Below are 24,440 nucleotides of genomic sequence, written 5' to 3'. Positions count from 1 at the left end.
AATGAATATAATTTGATATGTCCCTTGAATATTATGTAATGCTAACATTTACAGTAGCACTACACCTAAAATACAGTCTCAAATAAAATTTTTCATAAGTGTTCCACTCTTCTGTAGGTAATGTTATACTGTAGGATATACCTCCTTCTTCTCTAAACATTCTGATATGCTGGCTTTCAATTTTTTCATCACCAAGAATATGACATTGCCACACATTAACTCCATAAGTGTTATCAAAATGACAGTTATCATCATTCGAAGAGGCTTCTACAAAAATATTTACTGTTCCTCCCGAAGGTCTATCAAAAACATCTGTATAATAGGCTCCTCTTCTAACACTTACACCTCTATAATTTAGAGGTACGCTACTAGATGAACTACAACTTGGTGTACTTCTTGAAATGCTTCGCTGTATTTTTTTCTGAACCATTCCTTTTTGTTGAATCGTATGTGTTAACTCATGCGCTAACAAGTGCTTTCCATCTTTGGAGTTTGGATTGTATTTTCCTTCGTTAAAATAGATATCGTTTCCATGCGTAAATGCCTGTGCTCCTATTTCTTGACTCATTTGTGCTGCTTCTGAGTTGTTATGGATATTTACACGGCTAAAATCGGCTCCAAAACCTGACTCCATTTCACTTCGTGTTTGTGCATCCATTTTTTGACCTCCATTTCCTCTTTTTAACTTACTTTCAAAAGAAGGTTTATTTTTTGTTGAAGTAGATTTTTCTGTTTTTGACTGCACAGCTTCCTCTTCTTCTTGTTTTTGTACTTGTTCTTCCTTTTCACAATCATCGCACTTAGATTGTACTGTTTCTTCCTCTTCTTTACTTTGTACCGCTTCTTCTTCCTCCATCTTTTGAACAGGTTGCTCATCTTCAGTAGTTTCCATTTTTTGTACTAAAGGTGTTACTTCAGAAGCCAGTGGTTTTTGCTGAATTTCTTCTTCATTTTCTTTTTTTTGTATTGAATTAACTTCATTTTTATTTCCGACAACTTTATCAGCCATGTTATCTGCTTCAACTTCATATTGATCTTCTTTTTTTCCAAACGCTAGCTTTGGTTGAATAAATAAATCCTTTTTTTTATCCTTTGCTTGAACGTTATTAGCTTCTGGTTTTTTATCTCTTTTAAACATGACTTCTAAAGTTTTAATTATATTTTACCAATTCGTAAAGATTAATTCCTTCCTCCAAGGAAGTTTACATAAGCTTAAATTCCATGGTAATTTGGTATCTAATAAGATATCTTGTGTTTTTCTTTCAACTGTTAGAGTAGGATTGTCTTTAGTTAAATCTAGTTTTCCTTCTCTTTGTAAATACTCATTACGCAATAGGTCATTTGAAGAGTTTTTTAAAATTGACCAATTTTGAAGTACTGCTCTTAACAATTCTTCTGACTTTTCTTTAAGCTCATCACTCAATACTATATTTCTTTCAATAGAACTTTGTATTGGTAGATTGCACAAAAACTTTTCGAAAATTAAATTGTTTTCAAACTGTTGTTCTTTTTTAGTTGCTACATAGTGTAGTAAGTGAACTGCTTCATTAGGTTTGATAATTTTATTCTCTTTATCTAAAAAACCACATGAATTGAAAAACTGCTTTAAAAAGGGGTGTAATAAAATTAATCCAGCGTTTCTTATAAGATGTGATTTAGGCTCACTTGTAACTTCTTTTTTACTTGAAAAAGTGTTTTTTAACGCTTCTTGATGTCTCCTTTTATATTCAGCTCTCTTTTGGTCGTCAGTAATTTTCTCCGTTTTCAAGTTTACTCCTTTATCTTCATAAGGATTCTTACTTTTCGCTTGCATTTTTATTCTTAATTCTTCTTTTACTTCTTTACTTTTTTCTTTTGATGACGTTTTCTTCTTCTTTAAGACTTCTTTTTTGTTTTGATTATCTACTTTTTCAGGAGTTTTTTGTGAATTAGATTTACTTGATTCATTCTTTGAAAGAGTTAATTCTTCTGCTTTATTTTGATTTTTTTTGACTCCTACTTTATCTAGTTTATCAATACTTACATCTGATTTTTTTTCTTCTTTTTTACTTATAAACTCTGTATTGACAACCTCAATGCTACTCCCTTCTTTCTTCTTTTTAAACTCCTTTTGTTCTTTACTATTAAACTGACTTCTAAATATTCTTTCTTGAGAAGTTAGCTCTTGTAAAAATTGAGTTATATTTTTTGAAGAATTAAAAGCCTTTGTTCTTTTGCATATCTCTATTTCTTCTTGAACTTCATTTACTATTCTTGAAAAATTATTATTAATTGTTGCTTTGATGAAAAACTTCCACACTTTATTCCTTATGGCGTAGCTCTTAAAATCAAATTTTTTGATAGTTGATAGAAAAGCCTCATACCCCACTGGTTTATTGAAAACTCCTAGGAATAATATTTGCAACTCTTCAGTCTTAAACTGTTGAATCAATCGATTTTGTTGAACTGGATCTCTTAATGATTTCAAAAAACGTTCTTCAAAAAATTGACTTTCTGTTATTTCAAACAACATTTTTTTTGTAAAATTTTTCTCTTCCTTTTGATTCCACCAAGCTGTTATACCATGTTGCAAAAAATGAAAAAAAGCATCTAATTTAGACTCTGAAGCAGTAACCTTTTTTATAACTATATCGTGTAGTTCTGGGGTTTTGAAAATTGCTTTTAACTTTGTTATAAGTTGTTCTTTTATTTCTCTCTTTGTACTGTTATCGTTTATAGATTTATTATTACTTGAAATTTCTACTTCAATATTTAAGTTCTCTATTTGCTGAATGTATGCTTCATACTCGATTTCTTGAGAGTTGAAGTATTTTTCTATTTCTGGAAATACTTCTTCCTGTAAAAAGTCTTCGATAGTATTTTTATACTCTTCTGCTACTTTTTTACTTTTCGTATTTACCTCTACAAATACTTTTTGGATGGTATGTTCTTTAGCAACCATTATACGGTTTGTATTAAGTTTTCTTTTATAAACTTAGAAATGTATTCGGCTTGAATTTCTACGGAACATTTTCTTAGAAACTCTAATAAAGTTTCTTCTTTTTTTATTTGTCCTTCCGTAAACCCTGTGTTAATTTCAATTAATAAATCTTGAATGTCTTGTTTGATTTCATCTGACTCTAAAACTGTTTGTTTTTGGCAATGAAGAATATTAAAGAATAATCTTACTTGTGCTTTATAATATTTTACAAGTAAAGTTCTGTTATCAGTATCCTGTAAAGAAAGCATCCACGTATTATTTAATAAACCTAAAAACATTTCTCTTAATTGATTGTTGTTTTCTCCTGTCAAATAAGAGTTACTTTCATCGTCTATTATTTTTGCATATACATCATTTGTAGGAACTATTACAGTCATGTTAACATTAGTACCACTTCCCCCATCATTTATACTAAACTTGTTTAACTTATAATAGTTTTCAACTTCTGTTTTTGTTATTTCCTCACAGGTTTTATCTTGTATTTTCCCTATTTCTATAACTTCTGTTGATGTGTTCTCTCCACACTTACTTGTTACCGTTAAAGAGACTTTTACCATGTCTCCATCAAAATTACTCAGGTCTTCTGTTATTGTTGTTCTATTTATTTGAGGTTCTCTTTCAACTCCATTAATCACCCAAACATACTTGTCTCCTTTTTCTGAAGTATTTGTTAATGATAATATTCTAGTTTCTGGATCAAAACTATGAGTAAAGCTTGCTTGTGGTGTTGCTGTTAAATTAATAGTCTGTATAACAAAAGTTCCTACTAGACTTATACTTACAGTACCTGAATCTGTTAATCCTGAGTTTGCTGGTACAAGCTCCCATAATTTTGTTTCTTCATTAAACTTTACATTTCCTCCTGTAAGTTGTACCCCTTCAAATTGTGGTCTTACTACAACAGGATAAGACTCTTTATCACTTAAACAAAAAGTGGTGTTTGGTAAGCTTATTGTAAACTCTGGGAAGGCTATATTCTTTGCAAAATCTGCTTTAGAAAAACATCCGTTACCATCAGTAATCATTAATTTTATTGTGTAAGAGTTTCCTACACCTTCTTTTACTAATAACTGAGGATTAAACAACTCTGTCTCCGACTCAATGCTATTTACACTCCAATTAAACTTTAATCCTTCCGGTTTTACTCCTTCTGGAAGTATTGCTTCAAAAGCTGCTTCGTAAAATAATTGTCCGTCTTTCCATATAAATCTCGATTCGCTTCGTTCTGAAATACTTATTTGTTTAACTTCATGAATGGTAATTCTTGCATTTGTTGTTTGCCCGTCTTCTAAGAACTCAATAACTTGATCATAATTTTCAAAAGTGGCTACATCAATAACTAATTCATTATTCTCAATTGTAACACCTTTTATAGCTCCACCTTCAATAGTTATTGTTCCATTAACATTTGTAAATGGTATTCTTGCTGTTTTTTCTTTAGTAAAATCTAAGCAATATTTTGGTCGTATGGCTAGTTCTGATGGTGTTAGCGTATCAAATTTTATGGGTTTTATAGGAATTTCTTTTGAGCATGGACCCAATGAAATTGTTAATGCCGGGGTTACCTCATTGTTTATATCATCAATTGGCAGTGTATACTTTTGAAAGACTTTATTGTTTATTGGCATACGCTCTACTCTGGTACCGTCTCCCATAAAATCCCAAGAATACTTGATGTTATTAAAGAAATCAGCTTCAACAAAATCAGCATCTTTCCAATGTAATACATAAGTTACCCTAGCTTTAGATTTATCTTCATTGTATTCAATAGGTTGTTCTACTTCAACCAACAACTCTAATGCTGGATATACGATAAGTTCACAATCGGTAGGTTCATCGTTTACTGTAAACTTCATTGGTTTACCTAATAAACTTTTATCAGTTTTAGTAACATCAATTTTCCATTTTTCATCTTCTGGATCTTTAAACACTCCTGATATTACTCCTTCTGGAGCAATTGCTTTTACCTCTCCGTCTATAGGTCTTACTGTAAAAATTAAAGGTTCAATTACAGTCTCTTTTTTCAAACATATAGTACCTACTGGTAAACTTAAAAATGGTGGTTCTTTTGGTATAATAAAGTTCACTGGAGCGCAGTCTGAACAACACATATATGGCAACGAAAAGTCTGCTACTACCGTATTTTTCAATGTTTCATTTTCACGAATCACTTCATTTTCGTCAAAATATAAACGTTTGGTAGTTTCTAAAACAATAGGATTATAGATCTGGAAAAAGTATTCACCTCTAGGTACTAAATGATCTTTGATAGTAATACGCATTCCTACAGAGCCATCTTTATACATTTTAGTTTCTTCTGCACTAAGAATTTTAGATACACCTGCCCTGAACCAAGTTCTGTTTAAGAACGCTGTAAAATTGCTTACTGTTTCGGCTAATGTTTTTCCTACTAAAACAACATCTTGTTCAGAAAAAAATCTGTTTTCTAAGTTAAAGTAACTTCCATCTACAAATGAAAAATTAATACTTGAACTTTTATCCCATAAATTGATAACTCCACCATTTTTATATAATGTTTCTTTACCTAAAAAGATTTCTTTTGAAGCTGAAAATTCATCTTTTATAATCCCTGTATCTGATAATATCGGCTGATTTTTAAATACAACATCTAACACTACATCATCAAATGTATTTTTATCTACTGCATTTTCATTTACATATACCATTACAAAAGTCCCTCCTGGAATAACTCCTGCTTTGTGTTCAAGTCCTGGATGTTGTTTTACAAATTCTGAAAGTTGAATTCTTTCTAAAATTTTTTTCGTCCTTTTATCTATTTCTGCAAGTAGTGTTTCTAACTTTTTTCCTGAGCAACAAACAATTGATAACTGGTTAATTAATAACCCTAAAATTTGTTTGGTTGATAGTTCTAATGAAGTACTGTTATACTTTGCTTGTAGTTTTTTTACTCTTTTACACAGCTCTGCTATCGTTAGTTTATAACTTGTTAGCACAAGACTATCTATATCTCTTATATTTAATGGAATTTTTGTATCTAAAACATAAGTATGAACTAAGGTTTCTGTAAGATCTGTTAAAATAAAATCGCTAAGCGTTGGTTCTTCTTTCCAAACTTCTTTTTCTTTTAAAACTTCAGTTTCTTTATTTAATTCAACGATAATGTCGCTGGCTGATCCGTATTTGTTTTCATCAATTACTCGGTCTATCAAAAAACCTATTGAGTCTTCCTCTTTTGTTAAACTATCTTTTACAATATTTTCTTCCTTTAAAAACTTATTAAATTCCTTGGTTCCGATATCATACTTATACGCAAAATCTTCCTTAACACTTGTCTCTTTAGAAAGTAAATCCATTCTACTGATATACTCTTTTACTAATGGAATTTCTTCTTTTATAGGTTCTTTTTCTAAAACACTTATTTTGTCTTTATAATTAACTACGTTATCTACTACTGTATTAGTTTTTGGATCGGTTAACTTAAATGCCGAAAATGTTCTACTTACTTCTGATAAAATGCAATTCTGTTCTGCTCTCCATGCATTCAACAACATTTTTAAATCTTCAAACTCACACTCATAATTATTTATATTTATTTTTTGTTCAACTGCATTGATGGAAAGTGTTTTCACATCAAAATTCAATCCGTTATCTTTTTTAATTTTTAAGATTTTTGCTAAGGCATCTCTGTACATTTTTCCTTGATGCCCTTCAATTCTATAGAAATCATTTTTATCAATATTGTATGCTAACGGATTCTTTATTGCTGCTGACTTCTTAAGGTTTTCTTTATGATAGCTTAAGTTTTGATTTGCTCTATAATTTTTTGTTTTGTTAAAGTCCCATCTCTTTAAAAACTGTGAAGAAACATTATAATAAAAAGGAACAGCTTTTTCACTTAATGTGGTATGTGCCCGTGATGGGGTTATCACCACATCTTCTGATTTTGTTTTTCCTATATAATTATTCGCAATAGCAATTGCTCTATCAATTAACAGTTGTACTTTTTGAAGGTTTTCATTTTCATGACCTACAATAGGTGACTTATAAAATTGGTGACGTAACTCTGGATATTCTGTTTCTTTTTTCAACTTTCCTAACATTATATGCTTTGGAAAGGCTCCAATATTTGGGCAACAGTTTACATTGATGTGTAATAGTAGTTCTTTAATTTCATTGTACGTATCTATCAAATCTTTGATAACATCATATCGATACTGGAAATCTAGTGGAACAGCTAAAGAACTAAAACTAAATAATGATTTTATTTTAGTGGCTATTGATGGTTTTTGAAATTTTGAGAATATAGCATCTAATCCTTTTATTAAATCTACACTAATACTTTCATCTTTAACAACACTATTAAACTGTGCTTTTAACTCTGTAAATGTTTGCGTGTTATTTTCATTTAACACAACTCTTTTTGCCTCTACAACAGGTAACTCATCATTAATTTTATACCAATTGTGCTTTAAAAATATAGAATCCTTTGTAGCAATGGCTTCTAAATCTTCAACACTTACAAGTAACACGCGTAAATTATTGATTTGCTCAATACCCTGATTATCACATGTCAGTTTTTTACACAACATGTCTTCATTTGGATATTGTTCTAGATACAACAAAACAGCCATTCTTTGTATCTCTGGAAATTCAACTAAATTAGTGTACGACTCATCTGCTTCTGTATGTAATTCCCATAAATTATATTGATTACCCTGAGCATTTTTAAAACGATCATAATTACCATCAGTATCTTCAAACTTTTTATAGAATGAAAATGTTTTTGACTGTAAACTTTCTTTTATTAAATCAAAAAACTGAATTAAATCTCCATCGGTAGTTACTGCTGTTCCTTGAGTAATTTCAATACTCGACACCGCTGTTTTATCTATAGTAAATTTTGGAGTTACCTCAAACCCACAGGCTATTCCAACACCACTTAAACCTAGCCTTGACAAACGGTTTTGGTCTTCAAAATAATCGATAAATGTATTAAGTTGTGTTTCGGTTAATACTTGATTAGCATTAAACTTACTATATTCAGTTGTAATTTCTCTTAGTTTCAGGTTAGTCGTTTCCATACGTATTATGTTTTGGCTGTGTTAATAAATAAACACGTACTATTTTTATGAGTTTTCTTCGTTATTATTTTCTTTTTCTTATTCTATATTTCCTATACTAGATTGGTTTAGTATAATTCTTCCATCTAATGCTTCATCTTCTGTTTTACAATCAGTTAATCTCCCTGAAGGATAAATAGTATTTAATTGCTGTATAGCTTGTATTAAGTCTAACAACTCGTTATTTTCTACAGGTTGTTTTTGTTCTAGGTTTGTTTTTGCAAACAGATACTTTTTATATGTATTTTCGAACTGTAACAAGTCATTTTCATTATCAGAGTCAATTCCTTTTCGTTTTCCTACCCAACAAATTCTTGGTAAAACATGTGCAGGAAGTTCTTGTCGAATAATATTTTCCATATAGCGTCTAAAATCTGGGTTTGAAAAACGATAAGTATATCCTGGCAAAACGATACTTACTCTATAAGAATAAGGATCAATCGTTCCACAGTCTTCACAATCTTTTGCGCAAATAGGTAAGAAGTTTTCTATTTCATTACTCGTATTTTTTGGTCGTAATACCATTTGATCTTCATTATACACCCCTTTTTCTAAAAAATCTTTTTTTAGTAGGAAGAAAAGTTTCTTTAAAGCATTCTTCAATGCGTTCCTATTTTCATATTCACTTGACTTTGCAAGACTTGATTCACCGTTACCTTCAGGCTTTTCATGGTTAACTACATTAAACCAATATTTTACAGAGTTTGATTGTTTTGATAATGTAGCATTATGGATTCTTATGTATCCAACTATCTTTTTATCTATAACATCTTTTTTAAATGCTCTCTCTAAATCAATTTCTTTTGTTTGTAAAACTTGTTGTACAATTAAGTAGAAACCTTCTACTGCAAATTTTTCGCTTGCATAGTTTTCTTGGGCTGATAACAAGATGTTTCCATCATTATCTCGTAACCTCCATCGGTAGATATTGCTTCCTTCTATTTCTTCATATATTTCAACATAAGATTCGGTAACATCTGGACGCAATAACATGTGCTCTACTAAAAACATTCCTTCTTCTGTGAATTCTTTTTTCAAAAAAGAGATTATCTCTAACAATGCTTCTTTTAAATCATTACTATCTGTATAGTATTTGTATTGTTTTGCAATGATGTAATCAGAACTACTCTTCGGTTTTTCTGGATTAATAACATCAAAAGAATACTTTACTGGAATAGAAGGTTTTGAAGGTGTAGATTCATGTATTCTTATAAATCCAATTTGCATATTATTTGTAATACCCTCTTCAAAAGCTTCCTCTATATCTTTTTCTTTGGTTTGTACCATTTGTAAAACTGCAAAATATAATTCTTCAATAGCAAAGGCTTTTTTAGCATAGTTTTCAGTTGCTGACAATAGTATATTTCCATCATTGTCTTTTAACCTCCATCTATAGGTATCACTCCCTTCTGTTACTTCATAAATATCTACATTGGTTTCCGTTAAGTGTCTTCTTTTCTCATTAGCAATCCCCATTAAACGTGCTATACGTTTTTGAAATCCGGATACATTATTTGTATCCCATAGATTTTCTTGTAGTTGTTTGTAATAGTTAAAAGCTACACCTCTTTCACTACTTATTACTTTATAATCTTTTAAAAAGGCTTCTTTATTTGATAGCACAATTTCATCAGTAGCTGTTCCGTACAACGCTTTCATAATAAATGTGTACTCTCCAAATCGTTCTGCAAAACGTGCTAGCAAATGATCTAAAATAGAGTTTCTGCGTTCTACATTATTATCGAACTGATTGAATAAAAGCTTTGTTAATTCATCATCATCTGACTGTGGATATTCACTTACGAGCTCATCAAAATCTTTAATATCTTTTACTGCTTGTGTAAAAAATGTTCGAGTTTCTTGTCCGCTAACAGACAATAATGTTTTTACTTCTGATAAGTGTTTGAAGTAGGTTGCTAAGATTTGATCGAAAAATGTTAAATACGCCTTTAGTTGTTTCGCTTTTGCTTTTCTTTCATTGGTTACATGTATCGCTAAGCCTTCTTGACCAATTCCGTAAGTATCAGGAAAATCATTTTGAATAGTAGTATACTCACCAGCTCCTATTGAGCTGCCTTTTGGTAATGATAAAATCTTTTCATCAGCTGTTATTTGTTGTGAAGCAATTTCATCTTCTTTTAATTGTTTTAAGTACTCATCTACTCTATCATAGTTTAAGTTAAGAGGAAGAAATCCTTTGCTAAAATTAAACGTACTCTTTTTACACAATACTGGTTTTTTATCTGGATCGATACAAACTATCCATTTATTTTCTTGAACAATGTTTTCATCACAAAATCCTACAGAAATGTCTTTAATTAGCTTTACTCCATCAATATTCATGATGATTTTCATCACATCTGAAAGGCGTACTTCTTTTCTTAATTCTGCTTTTTTGAGTTCTTCCGTATCTATAAACCCGTTTGTTAATAACGGACCATCAAACACCTCATCGGTAGTATATCCTTTATCAAACATTTGTTGCGCTGAATAAAACTGTAATGACGGTGATAAGTAATTTTCTATTTGAAATAAAATATTAGCATACACCCACTCCTCATCTGCTTCTGGCATAACATCAACATTCGCACAAATAGCAATAGGCTGTGTATCTACTTCATTTATTGCTATTAAATCTTCACATAAATTTCTATTCTTATGATATGCTGTTTTGATATTTGGAAAAACCTGCTCTTTTGTATAACCTTCTTCTAAATCAACCAATAATGAATACAGTCCCTTTAACTTAAAGTCTTTTTGAAACTCTGGTAAAATACCTTCAAACTTTTTGTAGCTTAATTTGTTATTCTTACAATCAACAAATACTTGTTTTTCATAAATTCGTAACCAACAATTTTTTACTCCTTCTAAATCAATAAACAGTTTTCTATAATCTAATTCATTGACTGGTTTTGTTGGAAAAATTTCTGATGCTTTATAAAACTGTGCTTGTAGTGATAAGTTCGGATCTTTAGATGCTAATAAATCTTCTAGTGGTGTATTGATACGCATTCCTAAATCGGTAATAGCATAACACAACATTTCTAAAATAGTTACTCCAGGATCGTGCGAGTTGAAGTCAGTCCATAACTTACCTCCAAATGTTTCTAAATAAGAAATTCCTTCTTTTCTTAAAAAAGAAAAATCTAAATCGTCTTTGGTAGATATATTCTTCGGAATATTGATATGTTCGTTTATAGCTGACATGTTTGTTCTATGATTTTTTTGGTTCCTTTACAAGTGGTTAACACTGTACTTACGTTATGTTTCTTTGCTGATACTAGTATTGATTTTGGATCACTTGGTTCTATTTTATACACATTAGCATCCTCATTCATCGTTACATTTTGCAAATAATCTACATAGGGTAGTTTTTCTAGGTAATCAATTAAGACACTTTTATGTAGCATAATTCCGAAGGTTACTTCTTTGGTTTCATCAAAAGCCCAAGGAGACAGAAACTTTGTAATGTCTGTTTTTAGTTGTTCGGTATAGAAGTTTTCATCGTATCCATCATAAAAACTTACTTCTAAACCTATGCTAACTTCTTCGTAATTAGGATTGATGACTTCTGCATTTACATGTAGTGTATTTAATGCGTTGATATACTGTGTTACACTATTTAAAATCGCTTTACTTACTCGTGGTTGATAAATATCAAATACATTTTTATTTACAGTATCTGGCACGACTACTAAAGTAACATGACCTGCTGCTGTGAAACTTGTTTCTGAGGTATGGTTTAAGCATTTTACCTTATAAATTTCTGGGAATTCTTGAAGAATTAAATGCTCGTAATCCCACAAGGTTGTTGCTCTGTTTTTGTGACGTAAACGCTCGCTTATTCTTCTGTAAAAATTATCGTCTGATTCTTCTGTACTTCCTCCAAAGGAACTGTAAGGTTGTGATACTGATTTAATTTGTGGTATACGTGTTACCATCTTTTTAATGGTTCCGCTAGGTAGTCCGTTTTTTAAATGACTTACCTCATTATCATTGTTTACAAACGTAGTTTCTACTGCTTGGGCGTGAATACCAATGGCCTTGCATACTGCTTCAAATGATTTACTCATTTGTGCTTTTATCCAAGTATATCCTGATGGTAATAATGTATTATTTGAAGTAGCTTCTTTAGGTATTGAAAATTTAACTATTCCTGATTTTAAGAAGTTGTCTGTGTTATTAGAAATGATATTGTTTTCTAACGTTTTCCACTTATTATTACATAATATCGACCAATTTATCTTTTCGCTTTCTCCAAAGCTTTCCACTAGTGGATTTTCACTTCCTTCTAATACTTGGATTAATAACGAAAGGTTTTGCTGAGGTTCAATGTTTTCTATTCCTAAAAACAAATGACCTCCTAAACAGTATCTTGGTACTAAAGTAGTTTGAATAATATCTTTATCAAAAATATCCACAATTCCTTTTTCTTCTTGTAAATATTTCTTCTCTGCATAATTTTCTTCATGCTGACCGAAAGGATGCTCATGAAACAATTGAATACGATTTTCTTCCAAGTCCATACTTTCCATTAGTATGGTTTCCTCTGCTGTATAATCAACAGAAATAGATTCCACTAAAGGAGTATAAGGTTCATTAGGTAAATTGATATTTTTATTATTCGCACTTACCGCCAACGCATACAACTTGGGATATAATTCATGTAAAAATGATTGTTCTAAACTAAGCTGTAAAGCTTCTGCCTTCTCTATATCATAAGCATTCCCTTGGTTTTTAGTTTCAAATTTTGAAATATAGCTCACCTCTTCACTTTCTTCATCAACTTCTTTTTTGAAGAGATCTTTAACTTTTCCTACAGTTTCTTTAGCCTTTCCTGCTGCATGTAACAATCGTTTTTCTACCTTAAAGTATGTATAATTCTTAACTATTAAGTTTATTGGATTTATGGGTTTACTAAGTTTATTTGCATACGTTAAGATTGAAGAAAAACTTGATGACTTTAAATATGCTTCATACCATTCTTTAAAATCATCTGGTGTATTTTTCCAACGTAGATTTACCGTAAAATCTTTCCATTTTTTTGAGAAAGCTTCGTCGTAACTTACACTAAAATTTGACCCTTCAATAGGACGTGTTGTAAAAGGATGAAATGGTTTTTTAGTTCTTACCGTTCCATTATCATTTTCTACAATTGCCGACTTTACTCCTTTAACATCTGTTTTTATGGTTACTTTTTCAAGTGTATTTCCTGCTAAAAACCTATAAAAATCATATCCTACGGCTGTTGAAACATCAAATTCAAAACGCAATAACGGATGTGAAGTTTTATATTTTGTTAGTAAAAACTCTTCATTATACTCTACTAATGCACCTGAATCATACCCTAAGGTAAATTTGAAACTTATTTGATTCGTAGCAACTAACGCTCCATCATTTACATTGTTAATAGCAACCAGTGTTGGTTCAATCCATTTTTCTTTTCCGCTTCCAAAAATTTGAACGGTTTGAAGTAGTTCGCTTACATCAAAAGAGTTTCCTTCAAAGTTGTTTTTAAAATTAATGGTTATCGTTACTGTTCTATCTCCTTCTTGCAACAATAACATTGGTGATGCGATTGAAAATCCTACTACTGCATCTGGCAATTCAGCAGCATTTTTTCCACTCGCAGGATATCCGAAGGGATACCAATACGGCGCATCTTCAGGAAGTGGTTCTTCAAAACCATCTTTTGTGTTAGCTACTGCACTTGCTTTTATCTTTTTTAAACTTTCTGAATTGTTATTGTAAATGGTTTTTATAGCTCCTACTGAGGCTTTGTTAACTATTAGTTCTTCTGTTGTTTCGTAAACCAACGGATTTCCTAAGCTATCTTTTTTTGCATCAAGTAAGGTTCCTTCTTCAATTCGTTCGTCAGTGATTTTTTTTGCTAATTCAAAAATTATATGCGCTTGATCTGAAACAGGTTCTCGTTTTTGAACTTGTAATATTTCTTTGTAATAAAAATCTAAATGACGTTTGGTTAAATTATTAAATCGTTCTTTTGAAAATTCTAATAACTCTAAGAAGCAAACAAACAAGGTTAAATGCGGACTCAACTTTCCTCCCTCCGTATATCCATTAAGAGTTGAGCTAATGTTTTCTTTTAATTTTTGATATTCTCTAGTTCCCCTAAAAGGAATATCTGCTGTGGTTAATTTTTTAAAAAAATCTTGCCAATCTCCAGATGCTACTTTATGATTTCCTGTAGGAAAGTAATTTAATTTTTCAGCAAAATTATAAGCAAACAAAATCCAATCTTCTATAGTAAAATCGTGAAGTTCGAAATTATCAGGATCTAATGCGTCAATATAACGCAGCTCTTGTCCTGTTCCGTTTCGTTGTAATATGCTAGAAATGATTTTACTCATGGTGTGTCTTAATTTATATCGGTTCCTTCTCCTTTATAGAAAGGGAAAACAACATTCGTTCTACTATTGGTAGCTCTAACTATGTATTCAATTTTTATTATTAACATTCCTTCTAAAGGGTCTGTTTCTGAAACATCAATATGAATCACATCAATTCTTGGTTCGTGATATAAAATTGCTGTTTCAATTAAATCTTTGGCATAGGTTATTAGCGTTCTATCTAACTTTTCAAAAAGAAGCTCTTGTAAGTTGCAACCGTAATTAGGTAGCATTACACGTTCTCCTAATCTGGTAGTTAACAATATTTCCAAGCTACTTTTAATATCTTCTTCTTCTGAAATCATGATAACTTCACTTAGATCTTTTGAAAACTCTGGTGGGAAATCCCAACCTATTCCTAAAAATGCTTTTTTATTTTCCATTGTTATCCTATTAAAACTGTTGCTTCTCCTAGTACAATAGTTCCTCCATGTGAAGTACTATCTCCCATTCTTGCTGCTGGCATCCCTCCAATTAATACGGTTCCTGATCCAGCGACTATGCTATCTGGTGGCCCAGTACAAGTTGCCATGTCACCTACTCTCGCCGCAGGTAATCCTCCAATTAATACGGTAGGTTCTCCCGCTGGTAAAATTGGTCCTCCTACATGAGGTACTGTTCCTGTAACCATTGGACACACATGCATGTCTGTTATTCTTGCTGCTGGGTTTCCCATCTTTTTAATTTATTTGAACTAATGAGCCTTTTAAAACTGCAATAGCACTTGTTGAAACTTCTGCTCCAGCACTACCTTCTGCTTTAAATTCTGCATTAGCTGCTATACTTACATTGCTTCCTTCAATATTTACGTCTCCTGATGCTTTTAATGAAATATCTCCGGCACTTTCCATTGATATTCCATCACCGTTTATAGTTATTACATTAGAATTATCATCTTCAATTGTTATGGCTCCTTCATCTTCATCCAGCGAAATAATTTTTCCTGCGGGTGTTTCAATAGTGATTATTTTTTTATCATCATCAAACAACACTTTCATTTCACTTCTGGTAACAATTCCTTTTTCGTGATTATCATCAGTAGCTGTAATTGGAGAAGGTTTTGCACTACTGTGCAACATTCCTAAAACAATGGCATCATTAGGATCTTCATTGATAAATCCTACAATCACCTCATCTCCTATTTCTGGACGGAAGAAAATACCTCTGTTTTCTCCTGCATCGGGTGAAGCTACTCTACACCAAATACCTTCTTCTTCGTTATTTACGATTGGAATTTGTACTAGAATTCTATCTTCTCCATCAGGGTCTTCTTCTAATTGAGAAACAATTCCCACTTGTAACCCTTGAATGGCAGGCAATAATCCTGAAGCTGGTTTTGCTGAGATTTCAAAAGTTTCAGAAAACCATTCTGTTGATAAACCAAACTGTGCATTGGCTACCCAATTTCCTTCTGAAATTACATGCTGAACTCCTGTTACATATACATTTCCGTTAAATCGGTCTCCAACACCTTCTAGTTTTAAAATGGTGTTTGGTTTCACTGACGGGATTCCTTGAAATTTTACACGCCCTCTTACTTTTGCCAATTGTTGAAATAACCATTTGGCATCTGCCCAGTCTTGTAATTCAGTATCCGTAACAACACCTCCGTGTCGTAACTCCATACTTTCTAAACCTATGGTTTTGTTTAAGTCTGAAACCGATAAGTTTCCGTTTAAACTTACATTTGGATCTTTTCCTTCAATTTCTATTACTTCTTGATCAGCATGATTCCAGCTATAGGCTGCTACCTTTTTTACTTGGTGACGTGCATCTATTTCTGCATCAAAATCTAATAAAGAACCTCCAAAAGTTACCGTTTCAATTTCTGACTGACTTACGTTTGGTTTAGCTATGGTTATCGTTCCGTCATCTACAAAACATAGTTTTCCATTGGCTTGCGCTCTTGAAACGACAAAGTCCCAATCTGATGCATTGTACTGTACTAACTCTGCGTGGTTATAATTTGTAGCCTCTACATCTTTAGATAAACCGTAGTTCCCTATAATTTCTTCAAAAATGTCGCTATCAGTACTTTCATAGAAATACTTACTTTTTCTACCTACAGTCATTTTAACCGCTTCATCTTTACACTCAACTATTAACTGTGCTGAACTTGCTCTTATCCTTAAATTATGTTTGATGACGATTCCTTTAAAAATGGTTTCTTCATCAGAATGATACCCCGCGGTTATCTCTATTTCTTTACCAGGAATCAATAACTCCTCATTACTTAACTTAAAATCTCTTTGAGAAGCATCTCCATCTAATAAAACAATTTGAGCGGTTGGTATTTTGTTTACTTCTTTGGAAACAGTAATGTTTTTTACCTCGTATTGCTTCGAGAGTTCTTCTCCTTCAATCAAGATTTTAAAAGTGACTAAATCGGCACTTTTTGAAGTTTGTATGGTTCCTGTATTATTCATCTAAGCAAATTTTTGTAAGGGTGGGAAAAAGATTTCTTGTCCTGGTTTTAGTTTTCTGAACTGCATTATTTTATTAACACGAGCTACTTCTAAATAATACTTTGAGTCTCCATAAATACGATTACACATAAGTGGTAAAGTGTCTCCTGATCTCACTTTACGATAGTGAGTTAAATCTGGCGACTGATTGTTTTCTCTTGCCACTCGTAAATCATCATCAATAGTACCTTTTACCTTAAGCTTTGCACTGGCACGTAATGGTGTTCCATCTGGTGCAAACAATTTATATTCAATAGAAAGATCTACTAAAGAGCCCTTAAAAAGGAGAGCACCCCATTTAATCATTAAATAGTTAGGTTTGTGCTCTTCTCCTTTGTATTCGAATACAATTTTTTTAAACGCTTCTATTTTATCTATGATTCCATCTTTTAGATCACTTTTTCCGTCAATGGCTCCACTGCTATCAAACAATAGGTCTAAATCTAATTCTTGAGGAGGTATTCTTGTAAACTTAGGTTGAGAGCCACTTGTACCTTGCCCTTGTTCTTCAGTATATTCTGGTTTATAAGCAACCATATACTTTTCTGGGTTTATAAGTGTTGTAAACTCCCCATTGGCTACTTCATTCTTAAACTTATCGTCAGAATACGCCTTTATTACTAATTTTTTTAACTCTCCTTGACTCATTACCGTTGTTTTTGTCTTTCAAGAATATCCATTACTTCCTCCACACATGCCGAAACTATAGATGCTGTATTTCCGTTTTTTGATCCACTTGTTTTTCCTTGTGATTCTGATTTTTCATCCACGTTAATCTTGATATGTAATTCTTTGATAGTAATAGGCATCTTATACTATTTTAAAATAATTATAGGTTAATTCAAGTGTCTCAATAACCAGTTTACTTTCTTCAGCATTAAAGTCTCCTACATTCCATTTTACAGGGTAAGCATGTTTTACACTCCAAGTTTGTATGGCTTGCTCATCTTCACCTAATAACATTACATTGATATTTATAGGTTCTATCTCGAAGTTTACTAAGGCTTTTTTACACCACTTAATTACTTCCGAATCAACAAGCATCCCTCTTTTCAATACTAAATTTGGATATTTGGAACGTACCGGTATTTTATGCTTGAATCTATTTTCTCCTCCTTCGGCTATTTCTTCAGTTTCAAGGTCTACCGAAAGACCTGAAACTGATTGAAATGAATTGTCGCCGCTTGAAGTTGGAATATCCTCAAACTCTACTTTAAAACTAAATCCTACTGGTGGATGATAGCTCATTACGATGACATTTTAAGCTTCTCAATTGCCCACTCAGCAGTTTCAATGGCTATCTCATTACCATCAGCTTTTAAATCTGTAGGCTGTACTTTAGTGATATAAGCATTCTGAGCTTCCCATACTACAGCTGGTTGTCCAGTCTCATCTAATAATTTGATGGTTAAGTCTCCTCTAAACTGCTCTCCTCCTTCTTGGAAATAAACTGTTTTAGCCCATTGCTTGTAAAACTGTTTACTTTCATCTACAAAGGTTCCTCTCTTCATAGTAATGTTACTATATTCGAATAATCCTGGTTGTTTTGATTTGTGGTATTCTTTATCTGCTCCTCCACGATATTCTATTACTTTATTATCAAAACTTAACCCTGATACTTCTGTACAATTAAATTTCGTATCACCAAAGGTTACCTCGAAGGAAAACTTTGGCATTGGATATGATTCTGCCATGATTCTTTATTTTTTATTTATATTTTTTTGGTTAGTTAGTTTACTTATGCTTCTTGCATTTTGTGAGAGAATTTAAGTATGATAAATTCAGCTGGACGTACTACTGCCATACCTATTTCTATGATCATATTTCCTTCTAAAACATCTTGAGCTGTCATGGTTTCTCCTAAACCAACACTTACATAAAATGCTTTTTCTGGTGTAGGACCTGCAAGTGCTCCTGCTCTCCATTGTTGTGTTAAGAAGTTGTCAATCATTGCTTTTACACGCACCCAAGTATTTTTATCATTAGGTTCAAAAACAAATTGTTCTGATGCTTTTTTAATTGACTCTTCTGCCATGTTGAAGAAACGTCTTACAGATACATATCTCCATTCATTATCATTTCCTGCAAGAGTTCTTGCTCCCCATACAAGATTTCCTTTTCCTACAAAAGATCGAATAGCATTGATTGATTTTCCTGCAACTGTGTCTACATTGAGGTCTTTTTGAGCATCGTGCGATATATTTACCGATGGTGCATACACATAATTTAACCCTACATTAGCTGGTGCTTTCCATACACCTCTATCGGCGTCAACTTTAGCATAAATTCCTGCCATTGTCGCACTAGGTGCTAATTTTACTGGTAACAACCCTATTTCTAACTTTATTTTGTTATACAGTGCGTTGTTTTCTGTTTTTAAATCTGCTAATGAAGGTAACGTTACAACTCCTCCTAAAGCATCGATAGCTCCTTTTAAGACAAATAGTTCATCCGTGTTTTTTTGATCTTCCAAAGCGGTATAGATTCCACTGTTTGGAATATCAGCTTCATCAATGTTTAATAACACAAAAACATTGGTAGCATTAGAAGTTAAACTACCTATTAACTTTCCTTCTGTGTCATCTTGTTGTAACTTAAATAACTTTGCGTGTAAATCGGCCAAAGTGGCTTCTAAGTTAGCATCCATCCAAGTTGTCATATCCGCGCTTGGTCCTACTAAAGAAGCTTCCTCTGAGTCTTCTGCCGCAGAAATCAAATTGTTGATTGATGAAGTTATATTCTCTAAATAGCCAATAATATTTTTAACATTGGAAATGGCATCATTTTTAAATGACAATGCTACATCATTACCTGCACCATCAATATTATTTTTTGTATCAACCAATGCTGTTAACAGACTTTCTAACTCTGTTAAGTCAATTCCATCTATTACTTCTTCCGCTTGTACAGATAAACTTTCATCCAATCCTTCTATTTCAATACTATCTTCATCATAAGAGTAGTCAAGAATCGTATTTAAAAAAGGGTAATATGCTGCCCCATATTTCAAGTAATCTTTTCCTAAAGAAATTTTATCTCTTAGTGCTTCTACTGGATCTACATCCCCTCCTCCATCATCATATTCATTATCTGAATAAGTATCAATAATGGTAAAGCGATCTTGTAACTTATTACATTGGGTTAGTGCTGATGCATATAAACTATAAAAATCAGTATCTGACGCTAACGATGTTCCGTCTGGGAATGTAAGTAAGGTTACCTCATCTACATAGGCTACTTTATCTAATCCTTCTTTCAATTCGTCGAAAGAAATACTGTTTTCTTTGTTACTGTTATCTTCATAGGTGTTCACAGATACGATGTAACAAGGGCCTCCTCCATTGGCAAAATACATTTGCATGTGATAATACATCTTAAAAGGAGATGGGGTACTTGGTGCTGTTACAATTACTTCCTCATTAGCTTGATTTGCATTTGTTACATTAACTCCAATACTTGTTTCCTGTCTTGCATAGCCAAAATACGTTTCGTAATCTAACATTGACGTTATTCTTGTTGGTTCTAACAGTAGGTCGTTATTCTCTTTCTTTTTAGCTTTCTCGGTATAACCAATAAAAGCTGGAATTGCTGTTTCTACTTGAGCTACCGATGGGGGAAACTTTACAATTTCCTCTACGTAGACTCCTGGTGTTTTGTACGCTGACATAATTACTTGTTTTAAATTTTAATTTTTGTTTATATAAATACTTCCGAATAATAATCTTGCGATTCTTTCTTAATACTTTCTGGAGTAGGATTTGGGAAATAATAATCTTCTTGTGGTTCTGGTATAACGTCTTGTTTATCTATCTCTACACGCCCATTAAGTGTCAATGGTTTTTCTTCTGACGTAGTCATTACAAGGCCTTCACTTCTTTTCGTGTAACGCCAAAATGTGCTTCTATTTTCAATACAAATAGCAAACTCTGGGGACTCTTCTAACAAACATTGTTTTGAGACATCAAAGACTTCTGTTTCTTCATTCTTAGTTAATACTTCTTCTGTTAAATTGTTGTTATTGTCTCCTGATATCTGAATTTGAACAACTCCTATTACCCCACTATTTTTAATTCTTCTTACAAAAAAATTAATAGTATCTATCACCTTTTGCTCTTCTTCATTTAAAGGAGTAGCATTTGTTATTTTAGATTCTATAACATCTAATTCAGAAGCATTGGTGTTTGCTATGGTTACTAAGTTTGGCGTAGTTGTATCAAACTCCTTTTCACTTTCTAGTTGGTGTAATAGTTTTCTTGTTTCACTATCTGAAATCAAAAATGAACTCCATTTTTTCACCTCAGAAATTGTTTCAAATAAATTGATTACTGAGGAACTTTTGTTTGATAAGTAATATAGTTGCTCCTCTTTCTTTTCAATTATGTTAGAAAAATTTTCAAAATAAGCATGGTGCACTTTTAAGTAAAAAGTTAGCGTTAGTGAATCGGGTAATGTAATTATTGGACTATATCTATTTACTTCTTGATTTCCTTCTTCAGCTGTTACTTTTATAGTTTCTGATAGTACTCGAACTCCTTTTTTGTGGCTTCTAAGTAATAGTCTATGATTTTTTAAACTTTTTTTGGTTTCTTGGGTAGGTTGAATTGATAAAAACTTGCTAATATCATATTGCTCTTCTAAACGTTTTTTTTCTTCATCTGTGAGAGGTGTTACTCCATTATTTCCTCCATTTAATTCAAAAAAAGTTCGTTCTCCTTCGTCTAAAAAGTAAGAGTGGTATATATTGATATTGAACAGTGTTTTGTACATAATCTTTTAATTTTTAATTATTGATTGTTGTTCAATACCAGAAACTACTGTTCCTTCTTTAGTTACAATATCTCTTTCTATTTCTAGTAATGTTATTTTATAAAGTACTGACGGGTATTGTTTACCTCCTAAGGTTCCCCATATATAATTTAACTCCTCAAAAGAAGGTGTATATAGTTGAGTAATAAATTTAAAAGTCTTTAGGTCTCCTAGTCCATCTATACCTTCAAAGTTGGTGTTTTGATGTGTGAATACTTTTTTACCTTGAAAAAAGGCTAATATTTTTGTCAAACTCTTTAAAGATTCAGCATAACTGGATTTATCTACACTGAATAAAACATAAAGGTTTAAATATACTTTTGGATTTCTGTAACTAACTGAAGTTCCTTCTACACGATTGTTAGAAGTATTTTTTAATGCAAACTCTTCTTGTGTATTAATTAATGTTAATGAAATATCTGGAGTGTTTGCTGGGGAATTTCCATCTCCTTCAGCCATAGCTATGTTTGATAAGTCTACGGCTTTTTCGTCGAAATAGTCATTCAATTCTTCGGTAATGATTTGTAATATTTCAAAAATCATTTTAATAGTAAGTTTGGTTAGTTTTGCTTGTAGATTGAAGGGTTAGCAATCAGACATTGTAAAATTAACCTCTCTTGTGAAGAATAACCGCAATGAAAAACTCTTTTAAAAAAGTAGTTTCTCCTAAATATTTTCTAATAGAATTACAGGTAGTAAAAAGGGGGAAATCACCCTTACTTTTTTAATCAAGAATTTTTAAGTTTTACGTGAATCTAATAAAAAAACTCTTTATACACTGTGCATAAAGAGTTTATATCTATTCTTGTTTATTATTTTTATTTAGTCAATTCCCTGAATAAACTTTCTAAGTTTTTGTTTTCGGTATTTAATCCTAGAATTTTTAATCCATTTTCTTGTGCAAAGTCAAAAATTACTGGGCGCATATCTTCAGAAGTATTAAATGTTAACACCCAATTATTCTCTAGTGTATTTTTATACGATACTATATTAGGTAAGCGTTTTATAAATTGTTCTTCTAATTTATAATCAAACGTTACTTTAATTACTTGTTCATTATCTGTTTTAAGTTCTGAAATAGGTTTATTAATTACTATTTCTCCTTTATTTATAATTATAACTCGGTCACACATTGCTTCTACTTCTTGCATAATGTGTGTAGATAGTAATACTGTTTTATCTTTTCCTAACTCTTTTATTAATTGACGTATTTCAACTAACTGATTTGGATCTAATCCTGTAGTAGGTTCATCTAAAATCAATACTTCTGGATTGTGTAAAATAGCGGCCGCTAATCCTACACGCTGGCGATAACCTTTAGATAATTGATTAATCTTCTTATGTGCTTCAATCGTTAAGCCTACTTTTTCAATAGTCTCATTAATTTTGGCCTTTTCTATATTATGTAAAGATGCTTGAAACTGTAAATATTCTCGCACATACATATCCAAGTACAACGGATTATGCTCTGGTAAATAACCTATTTTTTTTTGTGCTTCAATAGGGTTTGAAATTACATCAATACCACTTACCAACACAGTTCCTTCTGAAGGTTTAATAAACCCCGTTAAGATTTTCATTGTTGTAGATTTCCCAGCTCCGTTTGGACCTAAAAAACCAACTATTTCTCCTTTTTTTGCTGAAAAGGAAATATTATTAACAGCCTTTTGTGTTCCGTATGTTTTTACTATTGAGGTAAGTTCTATCGACATTTAGTTCTTATGATTTCAGCTGAATCTTTACAGCATTTAATATTGATGAATTGAGTTTCTCTTTTTCAAAAACAGTGAATCCTAATTTCTTATAAAAACCTATTGGCGATTTATATGTTTGGTTATTTTCTTTTAAATAGTTTTCACCAATAACAACCCAACCATTTAATTTATTGTGTCTTTTTTTTAGCTTTTGAATTAGGTTTCTACCTATTCCTTTTCCTTGGATTTCTGTATCTAAAATCATTGCAAACCAACATTCTCCTTCACGAATAAAATCACAACACCAACCCAATACTCGACTATTTTCTATAACCAAAAGATGATTTTTGTCCTTTAGTAGCCCTAAATACTGATTAAAATCTTCAATACTTTTCTGCTTAATGACATATGGGTATTCACGATTCCATAGTAACCTAACTTGTTCTTTATAAAAAGTGGATAATTTATTTGTTTCTTTAAACTCCATTATCTTCTTTCGTAAGAAACGAAGCTGTAGTCATATTTATTTTTCTCGTCAGCTTTATAATCTTCCCTTGCTACTTCTTTCCATACATTCATATCTATTTTAGGAAAAAAAGCATCTGCTTCAAATTCATGATGCAGCACAGTTATATCTAATCTATCAACTAAACTTTGCTCTAAAGCTTCCTTGTAAATTTGCGCTCCACCTATTATAAACGCATCTTTTCCTTCTACTAACTCTATAGCCTGCTCAATACTATTTGCTATTAAGCATCCATCTATAAAATAGTTCTTATTTCGGGTAATAATTATTGATGTACGGTTAGGTAAAGGTTTACCAATGCTCTCAAAAGTATTCCTCCCCATTAAAATAGGATGCCCTGTAGTAACTTTTTTAAAACGTTTTAAATCGGCAGGCAAATGCCAAATTAAGTCATTATCTTTCCCTAAAGCATTGTTTTTTGCAATTGCAGCTATGAGTGTAATCATAAATTTAGTTT

Annotated in this window: 18 protein-coding genes; all 18 read right to left on the bottom strand. The window is 31.8% G+C overall.

The window, feature by feature from the left end; all coding sequences use genetic code 11:
• Window positions 1–31: 31 nt before the first annotated feature.
• The 18 genes from LCI24_RS05275 to LCI24_RS05190 all read right to left on the bottom strand — a co-directional run bounded on the left by LCI24_RS05275 (window position 32) and on the right by LCI24_RS05190 (window position 24,429).
• Window positions 32–1,138 (bottom strand): eCIS core domain-containing protein, encoded by a 1,107-nt coding sequence (locus LCI24_RS05275; protein ID WP_274639480.1) that lies wholly within the window; start codon window positions 1,136–1,138, stop codon window positions 32–34.
• A gap of 24 nt (window positions 1,139–1,162) precedes the next feature.
• Window positions 1,163–2,941, bottom strand: a complete 1,779-nt coding sequence (locus LCI24_RS05270) for a contractile injection system tape measure protein (RefSeq protein WP_274639479.1) — start codon at window positions 2,939–2,941, stop codon at window positions 1,163–1,165.
• Window positions 2,941–8,043 (bottom strand): hypothetical protein, encoded by a 5,103-nt coding sequence (locus LCI24_RS05265; RefSeq protein WP_274639478.1) that lies wholly within the window; start codon window positions 8,041–8,043, stop codon window positions 2,941–2,943. Before LCI24_RS05265 ends, LCI24_RS05270 begins: the two co-directional genes overlap by 1 nt.
• 78 nt (window positions 8,044–8,121) lie before the next feature.
• Window positions 8,122–11,289: a YegP family protein gene (locus tag LCI24_RS05260; protein WP_274639477.1), complete on the bottom strand. Its 3,168-nt coding sequence runs from the start codon at window positions 11,287–11,289 to the stop codon at window positions 8,122–8,124.
• The gene (locus tag LCI24_RS05255; RefSeq protein WP_274639476.1) at window positions 11,277–14,453 is read right to left on the bottom strand and encodes a baseplate J/gp47 family protein; all 3,177 of its coding nucleotides are present in this window, start codon (window positions 14,451–14,453) and stop codon (window positions 11,277–11,279) included. Before LCI24_RS05255 ends, LCI24_RS05260 begins: the two co-directional genes overlap by 13 nt.
• Window positions 14,454–14,461: 8 nt before the next feature.
• Window positions 14,462–14,875: a GPW/gp25 family protein gene (locus LCI24_RS05250; protein ID WP_099215616.1), complete on the bottom strand. Its 414-nt coding sequence runs from the start codon at window positions 14,873–14,875 to the stop codon at window positions 14,462–14,464.
• A gap of 2 nt (window positions 14,876–14,877) precedes the next feature.
• The gene (locus tag LCI24_RS05245; RefSeq protein ID WP_099215617.1) at window positions 14,878–15,168 is read right to left on the bottom strand and encodes a PAAR domain-containing protein; all 291 of its coding nucleotides are present in this window, start codon (window positions 15,166–15,168) and stop codon (window positions 14,878–14,880) included.
• A gap of 4 nt (window positions 15,169–15,172) precedes the next feature.
• A complete protein-coding gene (vgrG, locus tag LCI24_RS05240; RefSeq protein WP_274639475.1) occupies window positions 15,173–16,918 on the bottom strand; it encodes a type VI secretion system tip protein VgrG in 1,746 nt (581 codons plus the stop codon).
• A complete protein-coding gene (locus LCI24_RS05235) occupies window positions 16,919–17,605 on the bottom strand; it encodes a CIS tube protein (RefSeq protein ID WP_099215619.1) in 687 nt (228 codons plus the stop codon).
• Window positions 17,605–17,766 (bottom strand): DUF5908 family protein, encoded by a 162-nt coding sequence (locus LCI24_RS05230; protein WP_274639474.1) that lies wholly within the window; start codon window positions 17,764–17,766, stop codon window positions 17,605–17,607. Before LCI24_RS05230 ends, LCI24_RS05235 begins: the two co-directional genes overlap by 1 nt.
• A gap of 1 nt (window position 17,767) precedes the next feature.
• The gene (locus tag LCI24_RS05225; RefSeq protein ID WP_274639473.1) at window positions 17,768–18,205 is read right to left on the bottom strand and encodes a phage tail protein; all 438 of its coding nucleotides are present in this window, start codon (window positions 18,203–18,205) and stop codon (window positions 17,768–17,770) included.
• The gene (locus LCI24_RS05220) at window positions 18,205–18,651 is read right to left on the bottom strand and encodes a phage tail protein (RefSeq protein WP_047790305.1); all 447 of its coding nucleotides are present in this window, start codon (window positions 18,649–18,651) and stop codon (window positions 18,205–18,207) included. The genes LCI24_RS05225 and LCI24_RS05220 overlap by 1 nt, the downstream gene beginning before the upstream one ends.
• A gap of 44 nt (window positions 18,652–18,695) precedes the next feature.
• Window positions 18,696–20,624, bottom strand: a complete 1,929-nt coding sequence (locus tag LCI24_RS05215) for a phage tail sheath family protein (RefSeq protein WP_274639472.1) — start codon at window positions 20,622–20,624, stop codon at window positions 18,696–18,698.
• Window positions 20,625–20,653: 29 nt separating this feature from the next.
• Complete coding sequence (locus LCI24_RS05210; RefSeq protein ID WP_274639471.1) at window positions 20,654–21,724, bottom strand: hypothetical protein; 1,071 nt, start codon at window positions 21,722–21,724, stop codon at window positions 20,654–20,656.
• 6 nt (window positions 21,725–21,730) lie between these two features.
• Window positions 21,731–22,306, bottom strand: a complete 576-nt coding sequence (locus LCI24_RS05205) for a Pvc16 family protein (protein ID WP_274639470.1) — start codon at window positions 22,304–22,306, stop codon at window positions 21,731–21,733.
• Window positions 22,307–22,581: 275 nt separating this feature from the next.
• Window positions 22,582–23,475 (bottom strand): gliding motility-associated ABC transporter ATP-binding subunit GldA, encoded by an 894-nt coding sequence (gldA, locus tag LCI24_RS05200; RefSeq protein WP_274639469.1) that lies wholly within the window; start codon window positions 23,473–23,475, stop codon window positions 22,582–22,584.
• Window positions 23,476–23,482: 7 nt separating this feature from the next.
• Window positions 23,483–23,944, bottom strand: coding sequence for a GNAT family N-acetyltransferase (locus LCI24_RS05195; RefSeq protein ID WP_274639468.1), 462 nt, complete (start codon window positions 23,942–23,944; stop codon window positions 23,483–23,485).
• Window positions 23,944–24,429, bottom strand: a complete 486-nt coding sequence (locus LCI24_RS05190) for a dihydrofolate reductase (RefSeq protein ID WP_274639467.1) — start codon at window positions 24,427–24,429, stop codon at window positions 23,944–23,946. The genes LCI24_RS05195 and LCI24_RS05190 overlap by 1 nt, the downstream gene beginning before the upstream one ends.
• Window positions 24,430–24,440: the final 11 nt, after the last annotated feature.

It is taken from the genome of Tenacibaculum larymnensis (assembly GCF_028829235.1).
GTDB classification, from domain to species: Bacteria; Bacteroidota; Bacteroidia; order Flavobacteriales; family Flavobacteriaceae; genus Polaribacter; species Polaribacter larymnensis.
Note: the sequence above shows the minus strand (reverse complement) of the source record. Positions and strands in the feature narration are given on the sequence as shown.